The sequence below is a fragment of the Streptomyces sp. NPDC059499 genome, from assembly GCF_042749285.1.
Lineage (GTDB): Bacteria > Actinomycetota > Actinomycetes > Streptomycetales > Streptomycetaceae > Streptomyces.
Window position 1 is genome coordinate 74,007 of sequence record NZ_JBHYTT010000002.1, and the last position, 17,463, is coordinate 91,469.

General features: G+C 71.6%; 16 protein-coding genes. 4 read left to right on the top strand and 12 right to left on the bottom strand.

Annotated features, from left to right (window positions below):
* Window positions 1–2 precede the first annotated feature (2 nt).
* The 6 genes from ACFW9O_RS05570 to ACFW9O_RS05595 all read right to left on the bottom strand — a co-directional run bounded on the left by ACFW9O_RS05570 (window position 3) and on the right by ACFW9O_RS05595 (window position 5,548).
* The gene (locus ACFW9O_RS05570; RefSeq protein WP_384605390.1) at window positions 3–809 is read right to left on the bottom strand and encodes an ABC transporter permease; all 807 of its coding nucleotides are present in this window, start codon (window positions 807–809) and stop codon (window positions 3–5) included.
* Window positions 806–1,768 carry an ATP-binding cassette domain-containing protein gene (locus ACFW9O_RS05575; protein ID WP_384605393.1) on the bottom strand — a complete coding sequence of 321 codons (963 nt, stop codon included), beginning with the start codon at window positions 1,766–1,768 and terminating at the stop codon, window positions 806–808. The genes ACFW9O_RS05570 and ACFW9O_RS05575 overlap by 4 nt, the downstream gene beginning before the upstream one ends.
* 84 nt (window positions 1,769–1,852) lie before the next feature.
* Window positions 1,853–2,494 carry a PadR family transcriptional regulator gene (locus ACFW9O_RS05580; protein WP_384605396.1) on the bottom strand — a complete coding sequence of 214 codons (642 nt, stop codon included), beginning with the start codon at window positions 2,492–2,494 and terminating at the stop codon, window positions 1,853–1,855.
* Window positions 2,495–2,512: 18 nt separating this feature from the next.
* Window positions 2,513–3,064: a DinB family protein gene (locus ACFW9O_RS05585; protein WP_384605399.1), complete on the bottom strand. Its 552-nt coding sequence runs from the start codon at window positions 3,062–3,064 to the stop codon at window positions 2,513–2,515.
* Window positions 3,065–3,154: 90 nt separating this feature from the next.
* Complete coding sequence (locus ACFW9O_RS05590; protein ID WP_384605402.1) at window positions 3,155–4,612, bottom strand: aldehyde dehydrogenase family protein; 1,458 nt, start codon at window positions 4,610–4,612, stop codon at window positions 3,155–3,157.
* A 54-nt stretch (window positions 4,613–4,666) separates the two neighbouring features.
* Entirely contained in the window at window positions 4,667–5,548 is an 882-nt protein-coding gene (locus ACFW9O_RS05595; RefSeq protein WP_384605405.1) for a helix-turn-helix domain-containing protein, read from the bottom strand.
* 321 nt (window positions 5,549–5,869) lie between these two features.
* Between ACFW9O_RS05595 and ACFW9O_RS05600 the strand changes: the two genes are divergently transcribed.
* Window positions 5,870–6,463: an ATP-binding protein gene (locus ACFW9O_RS05600; protein WP_384605408.1), complete on the top strand. Its 594-nt coding sequence runs from the start codon at window positions 5,870–5,872 to the stop codon at window positions 6,461–6,463.
* 22 nt (window positions 6,464–6,485) lie between these two features.
* Here the strand turns inward: ACFW9O_RS05600 and ACFW9O_RS05605 are convergent, their stop codons facing one another.
* Complete coding sequence (locus ACFW9O_RS05605; RefSeq protein WP_033296523.1) at window positions 6,486–6,728, bottom strand: DUF397 domain-containing protein; 243 nt, start codon at window positions 6,726–6,728, stop codon at window positions 6,486–6,488.
* Window positions 6,729–6,984: 256 nt separating this feature from the next.
* On the opposite strand from ACFW9O_RS05605, the gene ACFW9O_RS05610 reads away from it, so the two are divergent.
* On the top strand, window positions 6,985–7,473 hold the full coding sequence (locus ACFW9O_RS05610; RefSeq protein WP_351165738.1) for a hypothetical protein: 489 nt from the start codon (window positions 6,985–6,987) through the stop codon (window positions 7,471–7,473).
* 68 nt (window positions 7,474–7,541) lie between these two features.
* On the opposite strand, the gene ACFW9O_RS05615 is transcribed toward ACFW9O_RS05610, so the two are convergent.
* The 3 genes from ACFW9O_RS05615 to ACFW9O_RS05625 are packed head-to-tail and all read right to left on the bottom strand — an operon-like array spanning window position 7,542 to window position 11,866.
* Complete coding sequence (locus tag ACFW9O_RS05615; protein WP_384605411.1) at window positions 7,542–9,638, bottom strand: FUSC family protein; 2,097 nt, start codon at window positions 9,636–9,638, stop codon at window positions 7,542–7,544.
* Window positions 9,639–9,694: 56 nt separating this feature from the next.
* A complete protein-coding gene (locus ACFW9O_RS05620; protein WP_351165733.1) occupies window positions 9,695–10,876 on the bottom strand; it encodes a DUF2786 domain-containing protein in 1,182 nt (393 codons plus the stop codon).
* 60 nt (window positions 10,877–10,936) lie between these two features.
* The gene (locus ACFW9O_RS05625) at window positions 10,937–11,866 is read right to left on the bottom strand and encodes an NADP-dependent oxidoreductase (RefSeq protein WP_384605414.1); all 930 of its coding nucleotides are present in this window, start codon (window positions 11,864–11,866) and stop codon (window positions 10,937–10,939) included.
* Between the two features lie 143 nt (window positions 11,867–12,009).
* On the opposite strand from ACFW9O_RS05625, the gene ACFW9O_RS05630 reads away from it, so the two are divergent.
* Window positions 12,010–13,716, top strand: coding sequence for a bifunctional 3'-5' exonuclease/DNA polymerase (locus tag ACFW9O_RS05630; protein ID WP_384605417.1), 1,707 nt, complete (start codon window positions 12,010–12,012; stop codon window positions 13,714–13,716).
* 90 nt (window positions 13,717–13,806) lie between these two features.
* Here the strand turns inward: ACFW9O_RS05630 and ACFW9O_RS05635 are convergent, their stop codons facing one another.
* On the bottom strand, window positions 13,807–14,646 hold the full coding sequence (locus ACFW9O_RS05635) for a carbohydrate-binding protein (protein WP_384605419.1): 840 nt from the start codon (window positions 14,644–14,646) through the stop codon (window positions 13,807–13,809).
* Window positions 14,647–14,720: 74 nt separating this feature from the next.
* Entirely contained in the window at window positions 14,721–16,094 is a 1,374-nt protein-coding gene (locus tag ACFW9O_RS05640; RefSeq protein WP_384605422.1) for an alpha-lytic protease prodomain-containing protein, read from the bottom strand.
* Window positions 16,095–16,360: 266 nt separating this feature from the next.
* Between ACFW9O_RS05640 and ACFW9O_RS05645 the strand changes: the two genes are divergently transcribed.
* Complete coding sequence (locus ACFW9O_RS05645; protein WP_384605425.1) at window positions 16,361–17,434, top strand: DUF2804 domain-containing protein; 1,074 nt, start codon at window positions 16,361–16,363, stop codon at window positions 17,432–17,434.
* Window positions 17,435–17,463 lie beyond the last annotated feature (29 nt).

The window sequence follows — 17,463 nt, forward strand, 5'->3', positions numbered from 1 at the left end:
GGTCAGCGACTGAGCAGAGCGAACTTCCGCACGGCCAGCGGGAAGAACAGGGCCGTCAGCGCCACCGGCCAGGCCACCGCGAGCAGTTCGGCGTGTTCGGCGGCCCAGGAACCCCCGGCCCCGCCCGGGTTGCCGAACAGGTCGCGCACGGCCGTCGCCGTGGCCGACATCGGGTTCCACTCGACGGCCGCGCCCAGCCAGCCCGGCATCGACTCCGGCGACGCGAACACGTTGGAGAGGAAGCCGATCGGCCAGACCAGGATCTGCACCGCCTGCACCATCTCCGGCTTCCCCGCGACCATCGCCAGGTGGATGCCGATCCACAGCATCGCGAACCGCAGGAGCAACAGCAGCCCCACGGCCCCCAGTGCGGCGGCAGGCCCGTTGTGCCAGCGCCAGCCGACCGCGTACCCCACACCGATCATCACGGCGAGCGCGGCCACCGACTGGAGCATGTCCGCGACGCTCCGTCCGACCAGGACCGTGCCGGAGACCATCGGCATGGAACGGAACCGGTCGATGACCCCCTTGTTCAGGTCCTGGGTGACGGAGAGCATCGTCCCCTCCAGGCCGAAGGCCATGGTGAGCGCGAGCATGCCGGGCACCAGGAACTCGGTGTTGTCCCCGTTGACGCCCTGGCCGCCGCCGACCAGGTAGTTGAACATCAGGAGCAGCATCACCGGGAAGACCAGGCCGACGACCATCTGCACCGGCTGCCTTGCCCAGTGCGCCAGTTCGCGCCGGGTCATCGTCCAGGAGTCGGTCAGCGCCCAGCCGATGCCGCCCGCTCCCGCCGCTGCCGTACTCATACCGCCACCGCCGCATCCGTTGCCATGTGCACCGTTTCGTCCGTCCCGGTCAGGGACAGGAACACCTCGTCCAGCGTGGGGCGGCGCACCGCGATGTCCTCCGCCTCGATACCCGCCTCCTCCAGTGCCCGTACCGTCCGGGTCAGGGTCGCCATCCGGTCCGGAGCCGGGGCGCTGAGCAGCCGCCGGTCCGCGTCCACGCTCACGCCCTCGCCCAGGAGCCGCGCGGCGGCACCGAGCCGGGCAGCGTCGTGGACGACCACATCGATGCGGTCGCCGCCGACCATGGCCTTGAGCTGGTCGGCCGTCCCCTCCGCGATGGCCCGGCCCTTGTCGATCACCGAGATCCGGTCGGCCAGCTGGTCCGCCTCTTCCAGGTACTGCGTCGTCAGCAGTACGGTCGTGCCGCCCGCGGCCAGTGAGCGCACGGCATTCCACACCTCGGTCCGGCCGCGCGGGTCGAGTCCGGTCGTGGGCTCGTCCAGGAAGAGCACCTCCGGATCCGTGATCAGCGACGCGGCCAGGTCGAGGCGGCGCCGCATACCTCCGCTGAACTGCTTGACCGCCTTGCGTCCGGTGTCCGCGAGCCCGAACCGCTCGAGGAGCTCGTCGGCCCGCACGCCCGCGCGGCGTGCGCCCAGGTGGTGGAGCCTGCCGAACATCTCCAGGTTCTGCCGGCCGCCCAGCTCCTCGTCGACAGCCGCGTTCTGCCCGAGCAGCCCGATCCTCCGGCGGATCTCGACGGCCTTGTCCCGCACGTCGAACCCCGCCACCTCGGCCCGGCCCTCGTCGGGCCTGAGCAGGGTCGACAGGATGCGTACAGCGGTGGTCTTGCCCGCCCCGTTGGGGCCGAGCACCCCGTGCACGGCGCCCCTGCGGACGATGAGGTCCAGTCCGTCCAGGGCCTGCTTGGCCCCGTACCGCTTGTGAAGTCCTTCGACGACGATCGCGTCGCTCACGATCCCACCAGCCCTCCGGAACACGTAGTCAAACTTGACTAGCTCGTCGAAGGTAAGCCATCCGGCAGCATTCGTCAAACTTGATTAGCTGGCGTCGCCCGGATCGGGGATGCCCGTCGCGAACGGGTTCTCCTGCCCCTCGGACAGCACCCCGACGAAGGGTTCCCCCTCACCCGCGAAGGTGTACGCCCCGCCCTCGATCCGCTCGATCAGACCGCGGGTCCACTCGGCGCCCGCGTCCGCCGTATGGATCCACAGATGCATGATCTCGCCGATGTGCCCGAGCGACTCGGGGCCCTCCGACGGCGTGTAGTAGTCCGTGACCGAGGCCCGCCAGCCCTCGATGGCGGCGATGCGCTCACGGAGCAGGGCGACGGCCTCGGACCGCTCGAGTTCGACGATGAAGCCGATGCCCGCCGAGAGCACGTCCGTGTTCTGGTCGTACGACGTGAGCGCCGCGCGCAGCAGGGAGAGGAACTCCTCGGTGCCCCGCTCGGTGATCTCGTACTCCGTACGGGGCGGGCCGCCGACGGTGGAGGGGGCGGTCTCGTGCGCGAGGAGCAGGCCCTGCTTCGCCATCTGCTTCAGCGCGTGGTAGATCGAGCCCGGCTTGGCGCTGGACCACTCGTGCGCGCCCCAGTACTCGAGGTCGTTGCGGACCTGGTAGCCGTGCGCGCGGCCGTGCTGGCGTACGGCACCGAGGACCAGCAGCCGGATCGCGGACATGTCACCCACCCCTTGTATTCAACTTTGACTAGGGTAGCCCGCTTCCTCCGCGACCAGCTGGAGGGCGCTCCTGCCGTCCAGCGATTCACGGATGATGTCGGCGTGCCCCGCGTGGCGTGCGGTCTCCTCGACGAGATGGACCAGCAGCCAGCGCATGGAGCAGCGCTCGCCCTTCGGGTACCAGGGGGCCTCGGGAAGCGGGAAGGTGTCGTTCATGCTGTCGACCCCGTGGATGAAGGCCTCGGTCTCCGCGGCGACCTTCGCCCAGAACTCGATCACCTGGGGGACCGTCTCGTCACCGACGAGGCGGAAGCTGTCGGCCCAGGTCTCCGCGTCGCGCTGCCTCTCGTTCGGCAGCCGCTGGGCCATCCGCAGCCAGTTCAGCTCCGTCTCGGCCACGTGCTTGACCAGCCCTGACAGGGAGAGCTCACTGACGCTGGGCCGGCTCGCCGCCTGCTCCTCGGTGAGCCCCAGCACGGAGCGCCGGATCGCACCGCGCTGCGCCTCGACGAAGGCCAGGAGCGCACCGCGCTCGTCGCCGGGGGCCTCTGAGGGAACGTGAGTGACCATGATGTCTGCCTTCGGTGGTACGTGACGGTATTGCCTGCCCCGTCAACGTACGTACCCATCAGGCCGGCCTCGGCCCCCGACCCGCGGGTGTCAGAAGGGAAAAACCGTTCGCCCGTGCTGGATCGAGATCCACCTCTGGGTGGTGAAGGCCTCCACCGCGGCCTCCCCGTTCAGCCGCCCCATGCCGGACATCTTCTCGCCGCCGAACGCGACCAGCGGATCGTCCTGCACGGTGGCGTCGTTGACATGGAACATCCCGCTCGTGATGCGGCGGGCGAACCGCACCCCGCGCTCCGCGTCCGCCGTGTGCACCGCACCGCTCAGCCCGTAGGGACTGTCGTTGACCATCCGCACGGCCTCGTCCTCGCCGTCGAACGGCACGAGCAGGGCGACCGGGCCGAATATCTCCTGCTCGAGCAGCGGCGAGTCCTCGGGCAGGCCGGACAGCACGGTGGGCTCGACGAGACTGCCGCGGGTGCGGCCCCGTACGAGCGCGGTCGCTCCCGCCGCGAGCGCCTCGTCGACCAGCGTCCTGAGCGCCTCGGCCTGGAACTCGCTGATGACCGGGCCGATGCGGGTATCCGGGTCGCGCGGGTCGCCCGTCGTGAGCGCGGCGACCGCCGCGGTGAACAGCTCGGTGAACTCCGCCTCGACCGACCGGTCGACCAGGATGCGGTTGGCGGCCATGCTGACCTGCCCCTGGTACAGGAAGCGGCTGAAGACGGCCGCCCTGACCGCGTGGTCGATGTCCGCGTCCTCCAGCACCACCAGGGCGCTGTTGCCGCTCAGTTCGAGGATGGTCTTCTTGAAGAGCCCGGCGGCGGTGGCCGCGACATGGCGCCCGACCCGGTCCGAGCCGGTGAACGAGATCACCTTGGGTACGGGATGCTCGATGAACGCGTCGCCGATCTCCGCACTGTCGGTGATCACGACGTTGAGCAGCCCGGCCGGCAGCCCGGCGTCCTCGAAGATCTTGGCGACCAGCCCTCCGCCGACGACCGGAGCGTTCTGGTGGGGCTTGACCACCACCGCGTTGCCGAGTGCGATCGCGGGGGCGACCGTCTTCATCGTCACCAGGAAGGGGAAGTTGAAGGCGCTGATCACACCTATGACACCGACGGGCAGCCGGTAGACCCGGTTCTCCTTGCTGTCGGCGACCGAGGGCAGCAGCCTCGCCGAGGGGCGGAGCGCCTGCCGGACCGCCTCGCGCAGGAACTCCTGGGCGGCATCGACCTCGTACTCGGCCTTGAACCGCGTGCCGCCGAGCTCGTCGATGATCGCCTCGACGATGTCGTTCCTGCGCTCACCCACGAGGCGTACGGCGTTCTCGAGAACGGCCCTTCGCTCGTACGCCGTGGCCGCCGCCCACTCGGTCTGGGCGCGCTCGGCAGCCCGGTAGGCCCGGTCGACCTCCGCCGCGGTGGCCACCGTGATGGCACCGAGCTTTTCGCCGTTGTAGGGATTGAAATCAATGATGTCCCACGAGCCGCTGCCGGTCAGCCACTCGCCGTCGATGTACTGGTGGGCCAGTTCATTGAAGAAGGACATGCAATCCCTTACTGCAGGCGCAGACTCCTGTCGGTAGCTCATCGTACGTGTGAATCACGCCAGTTGAAGGAGACCGCGAAGGAGATCCCGGCTCTCTTCCGGCCCCGGGCTCTCCTTGTGGAGCCGGGCCATGGCCTTTTCGTACTGGGCGACTTCCTCGGCCTTGTCCAGATAGAGCGCACTTGTCAGCTGCTCCAAGTAGACAATGTCCGACAGATCGGATTCCGGAAAGCTCAGCATGGTGAATGCGCCGCTCTCGCCCGCGTGGCCGCCGAAACTGAAGGGCATCACCTGAAGCGTGATGTTCGGCTGTTCCGACATGTCGATCAGATGCCGCAACTGGGCGCGCATCACGTCGCGCTCGCCGTAAGGGCGGCGCAGCGCCGCCTCGTCGAGCACGGCGTGGAAGCGGGGCGCCCGCTCGGAGACGAGTACCTTCTGGCGTGCCAGCCGCAGCGCGACCCGGCGGTCGATCTCCGCCGCGGGAGCGCCGCGCATGCCGCGCGAGACGACGGCATGGGCGTACGCCTCGGTCTGCAACAGGCCGTGGACGAACTGGACTTCGTAGATCCGGATGAGCGAGGCCGCTCCCTCCAGACCGATATACGTCTGGAACCAGCCGGGCAGCACATCGCCGTAACTGTGCCACCAGCCCGCCACGTTGGCCTCACGGGCCAGGCCGAGGAGGGAGTCCCGCTCCGCCTCGTCCGTGACTCCGTACAGCGTGAGCAGGTCCTCGACGTCCCTGGCCTTGAAGCTCACCCGTCCCAACTCCATGCGGCTGATCTTCGATTCGGAGGCGCGGATGGAGTAGCCGGCCGCCTCACGGGTGATGCCGCGCGACTCGCGCAGGCGCCTGAGCTGTGAGCCCAGCAGGATGCGCCGCACCACAGATCCACTCGACTCGCCTGCCGGCACTGGTCCAACCCTCCCCATCGCTTCCCGGACTCCGGGGTCCCCCCGAACCCCGGAGCCGGATTCTGCCACCAAAACGCTTCAGCCCGTACTCATTCGATTACGGAAATGGCAAGAGTTCCGGAAAGCTCCGAAACTTGATGCCGGAAGAAATGAGTCAGAACCGGCACGCTACCGGGCAGGTCCGGCGCGTGCACGTGCATCTGCCCTTGCATCTGCCGTGCGCATTCGGAACCATGGTCCTCGCGCACCTGCGTGCTCGTTCGTGTTGTGCCGCTGTACCCCGCAGTACCGCTGCAACCAGCAGTGCCGCTACAGCCGCGAATCCCGGGAGTGCCTCGCATGGGGACGAATGGATCGACGATGCTCGAGCCGTTACGGCAGGGGCTTCCACCCATCGACCCCTCGGCGGTCGCGGGCTCGGCCTCCTGCGCGTTGCCGGCCCGGTTCGAAGCGGTGGGCGGCGCGCGGAAGTTCACCCGTACGACTCTGACGTCGTGGGATCTCGGCGACCGGTTCGACGATGTCGCCCTGGTCGTCTCCGAGCTGGTCACCAACGCGTTGCGGCACGCCCTTCCCGCCGACCTCGCGTGTGAGCGCCAGGACACGTCCGTGCGGCTGCATCTGATGCGCTGGACCTCACGGCTGGTGTGCGCGGTGCGCGATCCCAGCGACAAGAGCCCGGTGGCGGGCGAGGCCGCCGACTCGGCCGAATCGGGCCGCGGTCTCTTCCTGGTGGAGTCGTTCAGCGACGGCTGGGGCTGGCACCCCTCCCCCGTGCTGGGCGGCGAGCAGCAGACGGCCGGAGTACACCGCGGCAAGGTGGTGTGGGCACTGTTCCGTCTGCAGGACAGGACCCCGGCGGAGAGTGCGGTTCCGGAGCTCCCGCCCCTCGGCGGCGCGGTGCCGGCCGAGGCAATTCCCGACAGCGTGTAGGCAGGGCGGCGGAGCGATTTCTTCAGCCGCCCGCCGCCAGATGATCGAACTCCCCGTCCTTGACGCCCAGCAGCAGCGCCTCTATCTCGGCCGGCGTATAGACGAGGGCGGGCCCGTCGGGGTGGCGCGAGTTGCGCATCGCCACATTCCCGCCGGGCAGTTTCGCGAACTCCACGCAGGACCCCTGGGAGTTGCTGTGTCTGCTCTTCTGCCAGACGACTCCGCGAAGCTCTGTGGCCGCCATGCCGTTGTACACGTGGTGCACAGGACGCTCCCCGAGTTGCAAGGTGCAAGTGTCAACTAGCTCGGATCATAGCTGTGTTCATATGCCAATGCATGAGCAGATGCACGTGCACGGGGGGTATGCGCGCGATTACAGCTTTCCCGGCCTACCGGTGTGCCCCTGCTGGGAGAGAGACGAACGGCACGCCTATTCGGCTCCCTCTTCCGGAAGTTGTTCCGTTCCCCCCTGGTAGCTTGGCGCGGACTTTTGCCCGCGAATCAACAAGGGGGATCTCCACATGGACAGGCTCGTACGTTCCGGCGCCGTTCTTGCCGCCGGCCTCGTCGCCGCTCTCACGCTGACCGCGTGCGGCAGCGGGGACGACAGCGGCAAGGGGAAGGATTCCGGCAGCGGATCCGATGCCGGGCAGAGCGCGACACCCGGCGCCGGCAGCGACGACAGCGGCACCCCGGGCGCGGAAGCGACCGCGCTGGACGGCACGTGGGCGGGTCTGTCCGACGGCAAGGCCGTCGCCCTGTCCGTCGCCTCGGGCAAGGTGGCGCTCGTTGCCGACCAGCACGTCTGTCAGGGCGATGTGAAGGACATGGGCGAGGTGATGCTCGCGCTGACGTGCACCGACGGCAACACCGACCGCACCATGGGATCCATCGAGTCCAACGACGGCAAGACGCTCGTCGTCTCCTGGGACGCCGGAGGCAAGGACACCCTGACCAAGACCGATCCCGGCAAGCTGCCGACGGGCCTGCCGGACGTCCCCGCCCCCTGACGCACCGCCGGCCCCGGATCCTGTCGGGCGGCCTTCGATCGCCCGGTCGGACGTCGCCCGGCCGGCTCTCAGACCCTGCGCTTGCCCTTGGGGAGGTCCAGACCCCGCGCGAACTCCTCCAGGGCGTCGAGGAGCATGGCCGCTCCGCTGCGCACGAAGGCGTTGGGCGGGGGCACCGCCTCCGGGTGGCCCTCCGGCCTGTCCCAGCCCGCGAGCACCTGGCGCACCGGCTCCCAGTCCGGCACACGGCGCTCCCGCACCGCCTTCGCGCCCTGCTCACTGACCCGCCGCAGCGTGGCCGCCAGGTCCGCCGCCCCCGGCACGGGCACGGCCGTGCCCGGGGGCAGATGGGCCTCCAGCAGCATCGTGACCCGGCCGAACTGGGCGAGCGCGTGCTGGGCCTCGTCGGCGGAGAGGCGTGAGATGCCGCGGTGTCGCACGGGTTCGTGCCGGGCGGTCGCCAGCGCTTCCTGCCACGCGACGCGCGCCTCACGGGTGTCGAGCAGCGCCTTGCGCACATCGGTGTCGCTCCGGGCCGCCGGATCGGCGTACCCGTCGAGGACGGTCGCCGCGTACCGCGCGTCCGTGATCAGCCAGCGGGCCAGCCGGTTGCGCAGCCTCGGGGTCTCCCAGGCCGGGTAGACGGCGTACGAGATCATCGCGAGCATGCCTCCGGCGAGCGTGAGGACCACCCTTTCGGTGACGGTCTGCGACCAGTCCTCCCCCGCCATTCCGAGCAGGAAGACGACATAGGCGGACACGCAGGCCTGGGAGACCGCGTATCCGCTGCGCATCAGCAGGTACATCAGCCACGCGCAGGTCACCGCGAGGACGGCGGCGAACGTCACGCCCGGCTCGACCGCCTGTACGAGGCCGGTGGCGAGGGCCACGCCGACGACGGTGCCGCCGAACCGGGCGACGGACCGTGAGTAGGTCTGCGAGAAGTCCGGGCGCATCGCCATCACCGCGGCCATCGGCGCCCAGTAGCCGTGCCCGAAGGGCAGTGCGGCGCCCAGCAGGAAGCCGAGCGTGGCGACCGCCGAGAGCCTGATGGCGTGCCGCAGGACCGGCGACTCCCTGCGCAGCTCGCCGCGCATCGCCGCCAGCGCCACCGGGACGAGCCGCAGCAGGCTCTGCCGGCGCCGGGTGTCGGCGGCGTGTCCGGCCGGCTCGCGGGTGCCCGCGCCCTCGGCGATCTCGATGACGTCCGCGAGCAGTGCGTCGAGCCGGTCGGCGGCGCGGCGCGGAGGCCCTGCCAGGATCACCTCGTTGTCGGGTGTCCCGAGAACTCCCAGGTCGGTGGCGGCGAGGTGGACCGGTTCTCCGTGCCGGACCGCGTGGGCCGCCGCGTCCAGTACGGATCCGGCGGCGCCGAGCAGCTCCCGCACCCAGACCCGCTCCAGCCCCTCGCCGGGCACTCCCAGCGCCGGATCCGCCAGTGAGGCGAGGACCGGCCGCAGCCGTTCGGCGACGCCTCGGGCGCCGTGCAGTTCGACGGGGAGCCGACGGGCCTCACGAGGGGTGATGGCGGCGGCGCTGCGGGCCGTCATCAGCGGTACGGGGTCGAAGGGCGCGACCGGGTCGTGGCGCAGCCTGCGGGCGTAGTCGGCCTCGGCGGCGAGGGCGTCGGCGAGCGCGTCGCGCTGGGCACCCCATCTGCGTACCGGGAACAGCACGATGAGGGCCGCCTGGACCAGCCCCCCGAACGCCATCATCGCGGCGTGCGCGGCGGCTTCGGCGACGGAGCCGGGAAGAGTGATCGTGACGAGCATGATCGCGACGTTGGATCCCGCGAGAATGCCGGCCGTGGGACCCACGGCCCAGGTCATCCCCGCGGCGAACGTCCAGAGCGCCAGCAGGACCAGGAACACGACGGGCTGGGTGATGCTGACGTAGCCGACGAACGTCGACACGGCCAGACTGCTGCCGGAGATCAGGGCGAGCACGGGCCGGGGGCGCCAGCTGCGTTCGAAGGTGGCGATCCCCGCCTGGAAGGCCCCGAAGGCGGAACTGGCCGCGATCGCCGGGCCGAAGAAGGCGAGGGACAGCCCGACGACGAGGGCGAGGCCCGCGGCACCGCGCAGAGCGATCAGCGGTTCGAGACGCTGCCGCTCGATGCTCAGCCCCGAGCGAGCGGTCTCCTTCAGCGCCCGGAGCCAGCTCATGAGGGCGAGCCTAACCGCATTCCCCTGCAAGCCCGACTTATGCCGCCCTCGCGGCGCTATCTGTCGATTTCCGGCCTCCTGCCGCCCATCCTGGCCCGGTCCGCGGCGGCCGTGCCGTGGGTCCAGCCCTCGGCGTCCGTGGCGCCGCGCACCCGGGCGGTGGTCGTCCGCGGGAACATCCGCTCCGCGGCGTCCGTCACCGCGACGTCCCGGGCCGCGAGCACGGGCAGCAGGCCACCGACGGGAACGTCGCCGGCCTCCCCCGCCGCTCGGCTGCCGGCGTCGGCCGCCGCCGTGACGCGTGCGGTGTCGTCGGCGAGCCGGCTGCCCAGGCGCTGGGCGTACGCCATCAGGAAGGACTGCCGGAAGGTCTTGGTCCGCTTGCGTCCGCCGGCCCTCTGCCCGGCCTCCGCCTTCGTCATCGCGGCCGTGCCCTGCACCAGCAAGGAGGTGAAGAGCAGCTCCACGGCTTCCAGGTCGGGCTCGAAGCCGACGACCGTGGTGAAGCCGAGATCGCTGTTCCACACGGCCCGGCAGCGGTTCGCGGAGGCGATCGAGTCGAGCAGGATCGCCTTCGCGCTCTCGTACGGGGCATCGACCCCGATCCGGCAGGCCCCCGGCGTACCGGAGCCGTGGGTACGGGCGGCGAGCAGGGCCTCGTCGATGCTGTGCCGGGCCATCAGTTCCTGCGCCTTGGTGGTGAGTGCCTCCGCCTCCTCCGGGAAGCCGGTCGCCTCCGCCTTGGCGAGCAGGGCACGGATCCGGGTGAGCATCCGGGGTTCGCCGTGGGCGGGCGGCCGGTGGAGGTCGTCGGCAGCGGTCCCGGGCGGCGGGCCCACCGGCTCGATCACCGGCAGCCGCAGGAGGAGGCGGTACAGCTCCAGCAGTCCGGATGCGTACGTGAAGCGGTCGGGCCGGTTGCGCGGCGCCGGGGCGGGCAGCCCGGCGAGCTGGTCCGCCCAGCGCGGCGGGAGCTGTCCGTAGCGCGCCGTCTCCGCGGTGATCAGCGCGGCGGCGAGCCCGGCCCCGGACTCGTCCAGCTCGCGCCGGACGATCCGTACGACATCTGCGGGCTGCCAGCCGCGCGACCAGGCACGCCGCAGGAATTCCTCGCCGCGCAGGTGCAGCGCGTCGTCGGCCGACGGATCGGCGGCGAGGAGGGACGCTCCGGTGTCGAGGCCGGCGTCACCGTCCGAGTAGAGGGCTGCCGCGCATGCCTGGTCGATCACCGATTCCATCGGATCAGGGTAGGCCGGACGGTGCGGCCGGGGCCGGTCGGGCCGGGGGCACCGTGCCTCTCAGTGCGCCCCGGGGAGGAGCACGAGCTTTCCGCGTACGTGCCCCGCCTCGCTCAGCTCGTGCGCCCTCGCCGCATCACGGAGCGCGAAGGTCTGCGCGACCGGAATCCGCAGCTCGCCGACCGCGGCCAGCGCCGCGTACTCCGCAAGCTGTTCGGCCTCGTCCGGATGCCGCCCGCCGCCCGCGGAGAAGGCCACGCCGTACTTCGCCGCGTCCGCGTCGGCGATGGTGACGATCCGTTCGGCCGTACCGCCGCGCAGCTCGACCGAGTCCGCCAGCGCGCCCTTGCCCGCCGCGTCGAACACCGCGTCCACGCCCTGCGGTGCCACCGCGCGGACCCGTTCCACGAGCCCGTCCCCGTACTCCACCGGAATCGCGCCGAGCACCCGCAGGTAGTCATGGTTGGCAGGCGATGCCGTCCCGATGACCGTGGCGCCCCGGGACGCGGCCAGCTGGACCCCGGCGGAGCCCACCGCGCCGGCCGCGCCGTGCACCAGCAGGGTGTCGCCCTCTGTCACCGCGAGCTCGTCCAGCACGCGGGCCGCGGTCGCCGTCGCCACCGGCAGGGCCGCGGCCTCCTCCCAGCCCAGCCCCTCGGGCTTGAGCGCGACGGCATCCGCATCGGCCAGGGCGTGGGCGGCGTACGCGCCGGTGGCGCTCCGCCCGAGGACCTCGTCGCCGGCCGAGAACCCTGTGACGCCCTCACCCGTCTCGTCGACGACTCCGGCGAACTCACTGCCGGGTGTGGCGGGCAGCGGGGTGGGGAACGCCGCCTCCATCCAGCCGTTGCGGATCTTGTAGTCGACCGGGTTGACCCCGGCGGCCCTGACCGCCACCCGGATCTGCCCGGGTCCTGCGTGGACGTCCTCGGTCCGGACGAGGCGCAGTACCTCCGGTCCGCCGAACTCCTCGTACACGATCGCTTCCATCACCTGTCTCCTCCGCACTTCGCCGCGCACCGGGACACGCAGCGCGTCCCCCACCGATACTCGCGGCTGCCCCGCGCGCCCGCCCGGCGAGCCGGGCCCGCCGCACCCCTGTCGATGTCAGTGCCGGGTGCCAGACTCGGACCATGACCGAACGTTGGGCTCTGGCCACCGCGGAGGGGGGCGCCGCACTCCTGGTGCCGCTGGAGCGCGACGGCCTGCCCGCCGGACCGGTCGTGTCCGAGCCCGACCTCGTCGAGGCCGTCCGCTCCCGCCCCGACGTGATCCGCTGGGTCTGGCGCTCCACCGCGGAGATCTACCCCAGGCTGCTCGCGGCGGGCGTGCGCGTCGAGCGCTGTTACGACATGGAGTGTGCCGAGCTGCTCCTGCTCGGCCACGAGGGGCGACTCGGGGAACCCCGCTCCGCCGCGGCCGCCTGGGCCCGGCTGCGGCATGCCGCGGTGCCGCCGGACCCGCCCGCCCGCTCCGCGGAACCCGGTTCCCAGTCCTCCCTCTTCGAGCCGCAGTCCGGCACGGACGTTCCGTTCGAGGCGCTGCTCCAGGTGTACGCGGAGCAGCTGCGCCGCCACGACGCGACGGAGCATCCCGACCGGATGCGGCTGCTCACGGCCTCCGAGTCGGCCGGAATGCTGGTCGCCGCCGAGATGAACCGGTCCGGGCTCCCCTGGCGGGCCGATGTGCACCGGGAGGTGCTCCACGGCCTGCTGGGCGAGCGCTACGCGGGCGGCGGCGAGCCACGTCGGCTGGCCGAGCTGGCGGAGGAGGTGTCGGCCGCGTTCGGCAGACGGGTGCGCCCCGATCTGCCCGCCGATGTGGTGAAGGCCTTCGCGCAGGCCGGGATCAAGGTGAAGTCGACCCGGCGGTGGGAGCTGGAGGAGCTCGACCACCCGGCGGTCGAGCCGCTGATCCAGTACAAGAAGCTGTACCGCATCTGGACGGCCCACGGCTGGAGCTGGCTCCAGGACTGGGTCCGCGAGGGCCGCTTCCGCCCCGAGTACCAGCCGGGCGGCACCGTCAGCGGGCGCTGGACGACCAACGGCGGCGGAGCCCTGCAGATCCCCAAGGTGATACGGCAGGCGGTCGTCGCCGACGAGGGCTGGCGCCTGGTCGTGGCGGACGCCGACCAGATGGAGCCGCGGGTGCTGGCCGCTATCTCCCGCGACCCGGGGCTGATGGAGGTGGCCGGCCACGACGGCGACCTCTACAAGGCGCTGTCCGACCGGGCGTTCCAGGGCGACCGCGAGCACGCCAAGCTCGCGCTGCTGAGCGCCGTCTACGGTCAGACCTCCGGCGACGGCCTCAAGAACCTGGCGGCGCTGAGGCGGCGGTTCCCGCTCGCCGTCGCCTATGTCGACGACGCCGCGAAGGCGGGCGAGGAGGGCCGCCTCGTCCGTACATGGCTGGGCCGGACGAGCCCCCCGGCTGCGGGGGCGGGTGAGGACGAGGAGGCGGGCATCCCGCAGGAGAGCGAGGATCCGCCGGCCGCGGAGAGCTCCGGGGAGTACGGGTTCGTCCCGGGGTACGCGTCGTCGAACACCCGGGCCCGCGGCCGCTTCACGCGCAATTTCGTCGTCCAGGGCAGCGCCGCGGACTGGGCGCTGCTGCTCCTGGCGGCGCTGCGGCAGACGCTGGCCGCCGGTCACATGCGGGCCGAGCTGGTGTTCTTCCAGCACGACGAGGTGATCGTGCACTGCCCTGCCGACGAGGCGCCCGGGGTGGTGGACGCGATCCGGGCGGCCGGCGAGCTGGCCGGACGGATCGCGTTCGGTGAGACGCCCGTGCGGTTCCCGTTCACGACAGCTGTCGTCGAGCGGTACTCCGACGCCAAGTAGGGGCCGTTCCTGCCGGGCCGGTGGCTGTTTCCGGTGCGGGAGAGCCGGACGGCCAGGACCGGGATCCCGGTCCTGGCCTCTGCCGCGTATCTACCCGCGTTCCCACAGCGCGGGGACCCGCGGCGGTTCCCACCCGGCCATGGCCGAGTGTGCCTGGAGGCAGCGATAGGCCACACCGTCGTACGTGACACCGTCCCCGGCACGGTAGGAGGTCCCGGCCGCCCACGTGCCGCCCGGGGAGCCGGTCGGCGGGTCCGTCGGCGGGCCGGTCGGATCCGGCTGCTGAGCGACATCGAGGACGAAGTCGAACGTGCCCTGTTTCCCGGATCCGACGGTACGGACGTTCATCAGCAGCGCCGGATCGTAGAGGGCGTCCGTGGCGTTGCGTGGCTCACCGGGGAAGTACAGCTGGGTGGTCAGCACGGGCCGGCCGGGCGCCTGGGCCTTCACGTGGATGTGCCGGGTACGCCCCGGATACAGGCCCGCCACCACGGTGGTGAGCGTGAAGGAACCGTCCGCACCGGTGAACTGGTGCCCACGGAAGGCGAATCCCCGCATGTCGTACGCCCCGGCGGCGTCGGCCTGCCAGAAGTCGAGCAGCACTCCGGCGACCGGCCTGCAGGCCCGGCCGAAGACGTATCCACTCACCGTGAGCGGGGTACCCGCCGTGCCCGGGGTCACCAGGACGGTACGGAGCGGTGAGGCGGGCTTGAAGTACGGCCCCTCCATTTGCGGCGGGGTCGGATCGTCCCCGTCGTCGCAGGCCGGAGTGGGGGCGAGAGGGCTCCCTGCGGAACCCGTGTCACGGGCGAGAGCGACACCGCCGCCCGCGATCAGTGGGGCCGCGCTCGCGGCGACGGCGGCTTTCAGGAGGCTCTTGCGGCTGATCCGGCGGGCGCCGGGAAAGCCATCGGGGGTTTCTGGAGTCATGGCTGGGTCCTCGGAGTTCCTCGGAACGGGGAAGCGGAGCGGGGAAGGCGGGAGGCCGGGTGCGGTGCGCCGGATCAGAGGCGCTGCCAGAGGGCGGGCACGTTCGGCGGCTGCCAGCCGGCCTGGGCCCGGTGGCCCTGCAGGCAGCGGTAGCCGGCGCCGCCGTACGTGACCGTGGCACCGGCCGCGTAGGTCGTGCCCGCCGCCCAGGTGCCGCCCGGCTCGGTCGGCGGGTCCGTCGGGTCGGTGGGCGGGTCCGTCGGCGTACCGCTGGTCATCAGGGTCAGCCCGTAGACCTGGAGCGCGGCGTTGACCGGCTGGAAGTACGTCGTACCGCCCGATGAGCAGTTGCCGGAGCCGCCCGACGTGACCCCCTGGGCCTGGCTTCCGGAGATGAACGAGCCGCCGGAGTCGCCGGGTTCGGCGCACACACTGGTCCGCGTCACCGGGGAGATGGTCCCCTCGGGGTAGGTGACGCTGGTGTTGCGCTGCTGGATCGTGCCGCAGTGCCAGCCGGTCGTCGATCCGGAGCGGCAGACCGAGGAGCCTTCGAGCATCTCGGTGGAACCGGCGACGGTCACGTCCCCCCGGCCGTATCCGTTGACCAGGGCGCGCGGGGTCCAGTTGGCGTCGGTGGCGACCCAGGCGTAGTCCCGGCCGGGGAAGGTGGAGGCCTGGAAGGAGCCCTGGGCCTGCTGGTTGACGCCGTTGGTCGTTGTTCCGGCCCTGCCGCAGTGCCCGGCGGTGACGAAACCGTTCTGCGTGCCGCGCCTGACCGGGAAGCCTATGGAGCAGCGGCCCGAGCCGTTCATGTAGTACGCGTCGCCGCCGCGCAGGTCCGCGAGGGCGCGGGGCTGCTCGCCGGACCGGTTGACCTTCACCACCGAACGGGAGACCCCTGCGGCGGCGAGCAGGGCGTCCGCCGCGGAGGTGTCCGCCGCGTTGACGACGACCCGGTTGGTGCGCACGTCGACGTACCAGGACGGCACACCCTCGGGGGTGGTGCGACGAGCCGCCTCGTCGAGGGCGGCCTTGGCCGCTTCGAGCCGGTCCAGGCTGTGGCCGACGACTTCGGCATCGGCGCCGGCCCCGGTGATCCGGGCGGCTTCGGAGGCGTCGGTGGTGGCGACGGTGAGAGCCGCGCCGTCACCGCTCACCCGTGCTCCGGCGAAGCTGGCGCCGAGGGACCTCTCCAGTCCCGAGGCGATGACCGCCGCCCGGTACTCGTTGCCTGTCCGGGCGGCTGCCTCGTCGGCGTCGAGGCCGAGGTCGCGCTGCAGGGCCTTGATCAGTCCGGGTGGGGGCGTGCCGGGCGCCGCGGCCGGGGCGGTGGCGCCGGCCGGGTCTGCCGATGCGACACCGGTCAGCCCTGCGAGGGCGAGCGCGCCCACCGCCAGGGCGGCGGTACCTGCGGCGAGTGCGCGTCTGCGGAGCACGGTTCTCTCCACGTAACTCTCCTTGGGGTAAGGGATGTCGAGCCCTCGGGTACAGGGCACGGTGAGGGTGGGGAACTGCCGGAAACGTAGCCGCGCCACACGTCCCCCGAGGAGATCCCGTCCGCCCCCTCCCGTCGCGTTATGGGGTCCCCGCGAGCCCTCCCGAAGCATTGCCGGGACGTGCTCGGAGCCGTACCCGGCCACCTCCCGGGGGCCGCATCCGGACGCGTCCCGAGCCGTACCGGAGTACGGTCCGGCGCCCGCTATAGGCTCCGCCCATGGCGACGCACGAGCGCGAGATCACCGAGCCCGTCGACCTCTGCCTGCCCGACGGCAAGCTGAATCCGGCAGCGGTCGGCTGGTCGAGGAAGCCGCTGCACCGGGCCAATCTGCGCGGCTGGGGCCGGACCAAGCGGTGGGAGTACTGGTGCGTGACCACGCCCACCCACCTGGTGGCGCTGACCGTGAGCGACCTCGACTTCCTGGCACTGAACGCGGTCTACGTCCTCGAGTACGGGCCCCGGGGCCGCGAGTTCGAGTGTTCCTCGATCGTCCCCGCCGGCCGTGGCGTCCATCTGCCGGACACCGTCGCGGGGGCGCCGGGCTCCGAGGACGTGGTCGTCGGACCCGCCCGGCCGAGCGGCGGCAAGGTACGCATCGAGATCCGCGACGAGAACGCCGGCACCCGGCTGCGGGCCCGCTGTCTGACCCGGGACCGGCTGCCGCTGGAGGCCGACATCCTCGTCTCGCGCCCGGCGGGACACGAATCGCTCTCCGTCGTCGTGCCGTGGAGCGAGCAGCGCTTCCAGTACACCTCCAAGCACACCGCGCTCCCCGCCGCGGGCCGGGTCCGTATCGGCACCGAGATCCTGGAGTTCGGCGCCTCCCGGACCACGAGCGCGGCCGGCAACGACACCTGGGCCGTCCTGGACCACGGCCGGGGGCGCTGGCCGCGCGCGGTCGACTGGAACTGGGGTGCCGCGTCCGGCCGTACGGACGGGCGCACGCTGGGTCTCCAGTTCGGCGGCCGCTGGACGGCGGGGACGGTTTCCACCGAGAACGGCCTGTGCGTGAACGGCCGGCTCACCAAGATCGGTGAGGAGCTGGACTGGCGCTGGTCCGCCTCCGACCCCCTCGCCCCCTGGACCGTCCGTACGACGTCGTCCCGCCAGGTCGATCTGACGTTCACCCCGTTCCACAACCGCTCCACCCACACGGACGTCGGACTGATCGCCAACCGAACCGACCAGTGCTTCGGCCACTACAACGGCCGGGTCCGGACCGACGACGGCACCGAGATCGCCGTGACGCAGCTGCTCGGCTGGGCCGAGGACGTCCGTATGCGCTGGTGACTCCCCCTCGCGCGGCCGCCCGGGTAGGT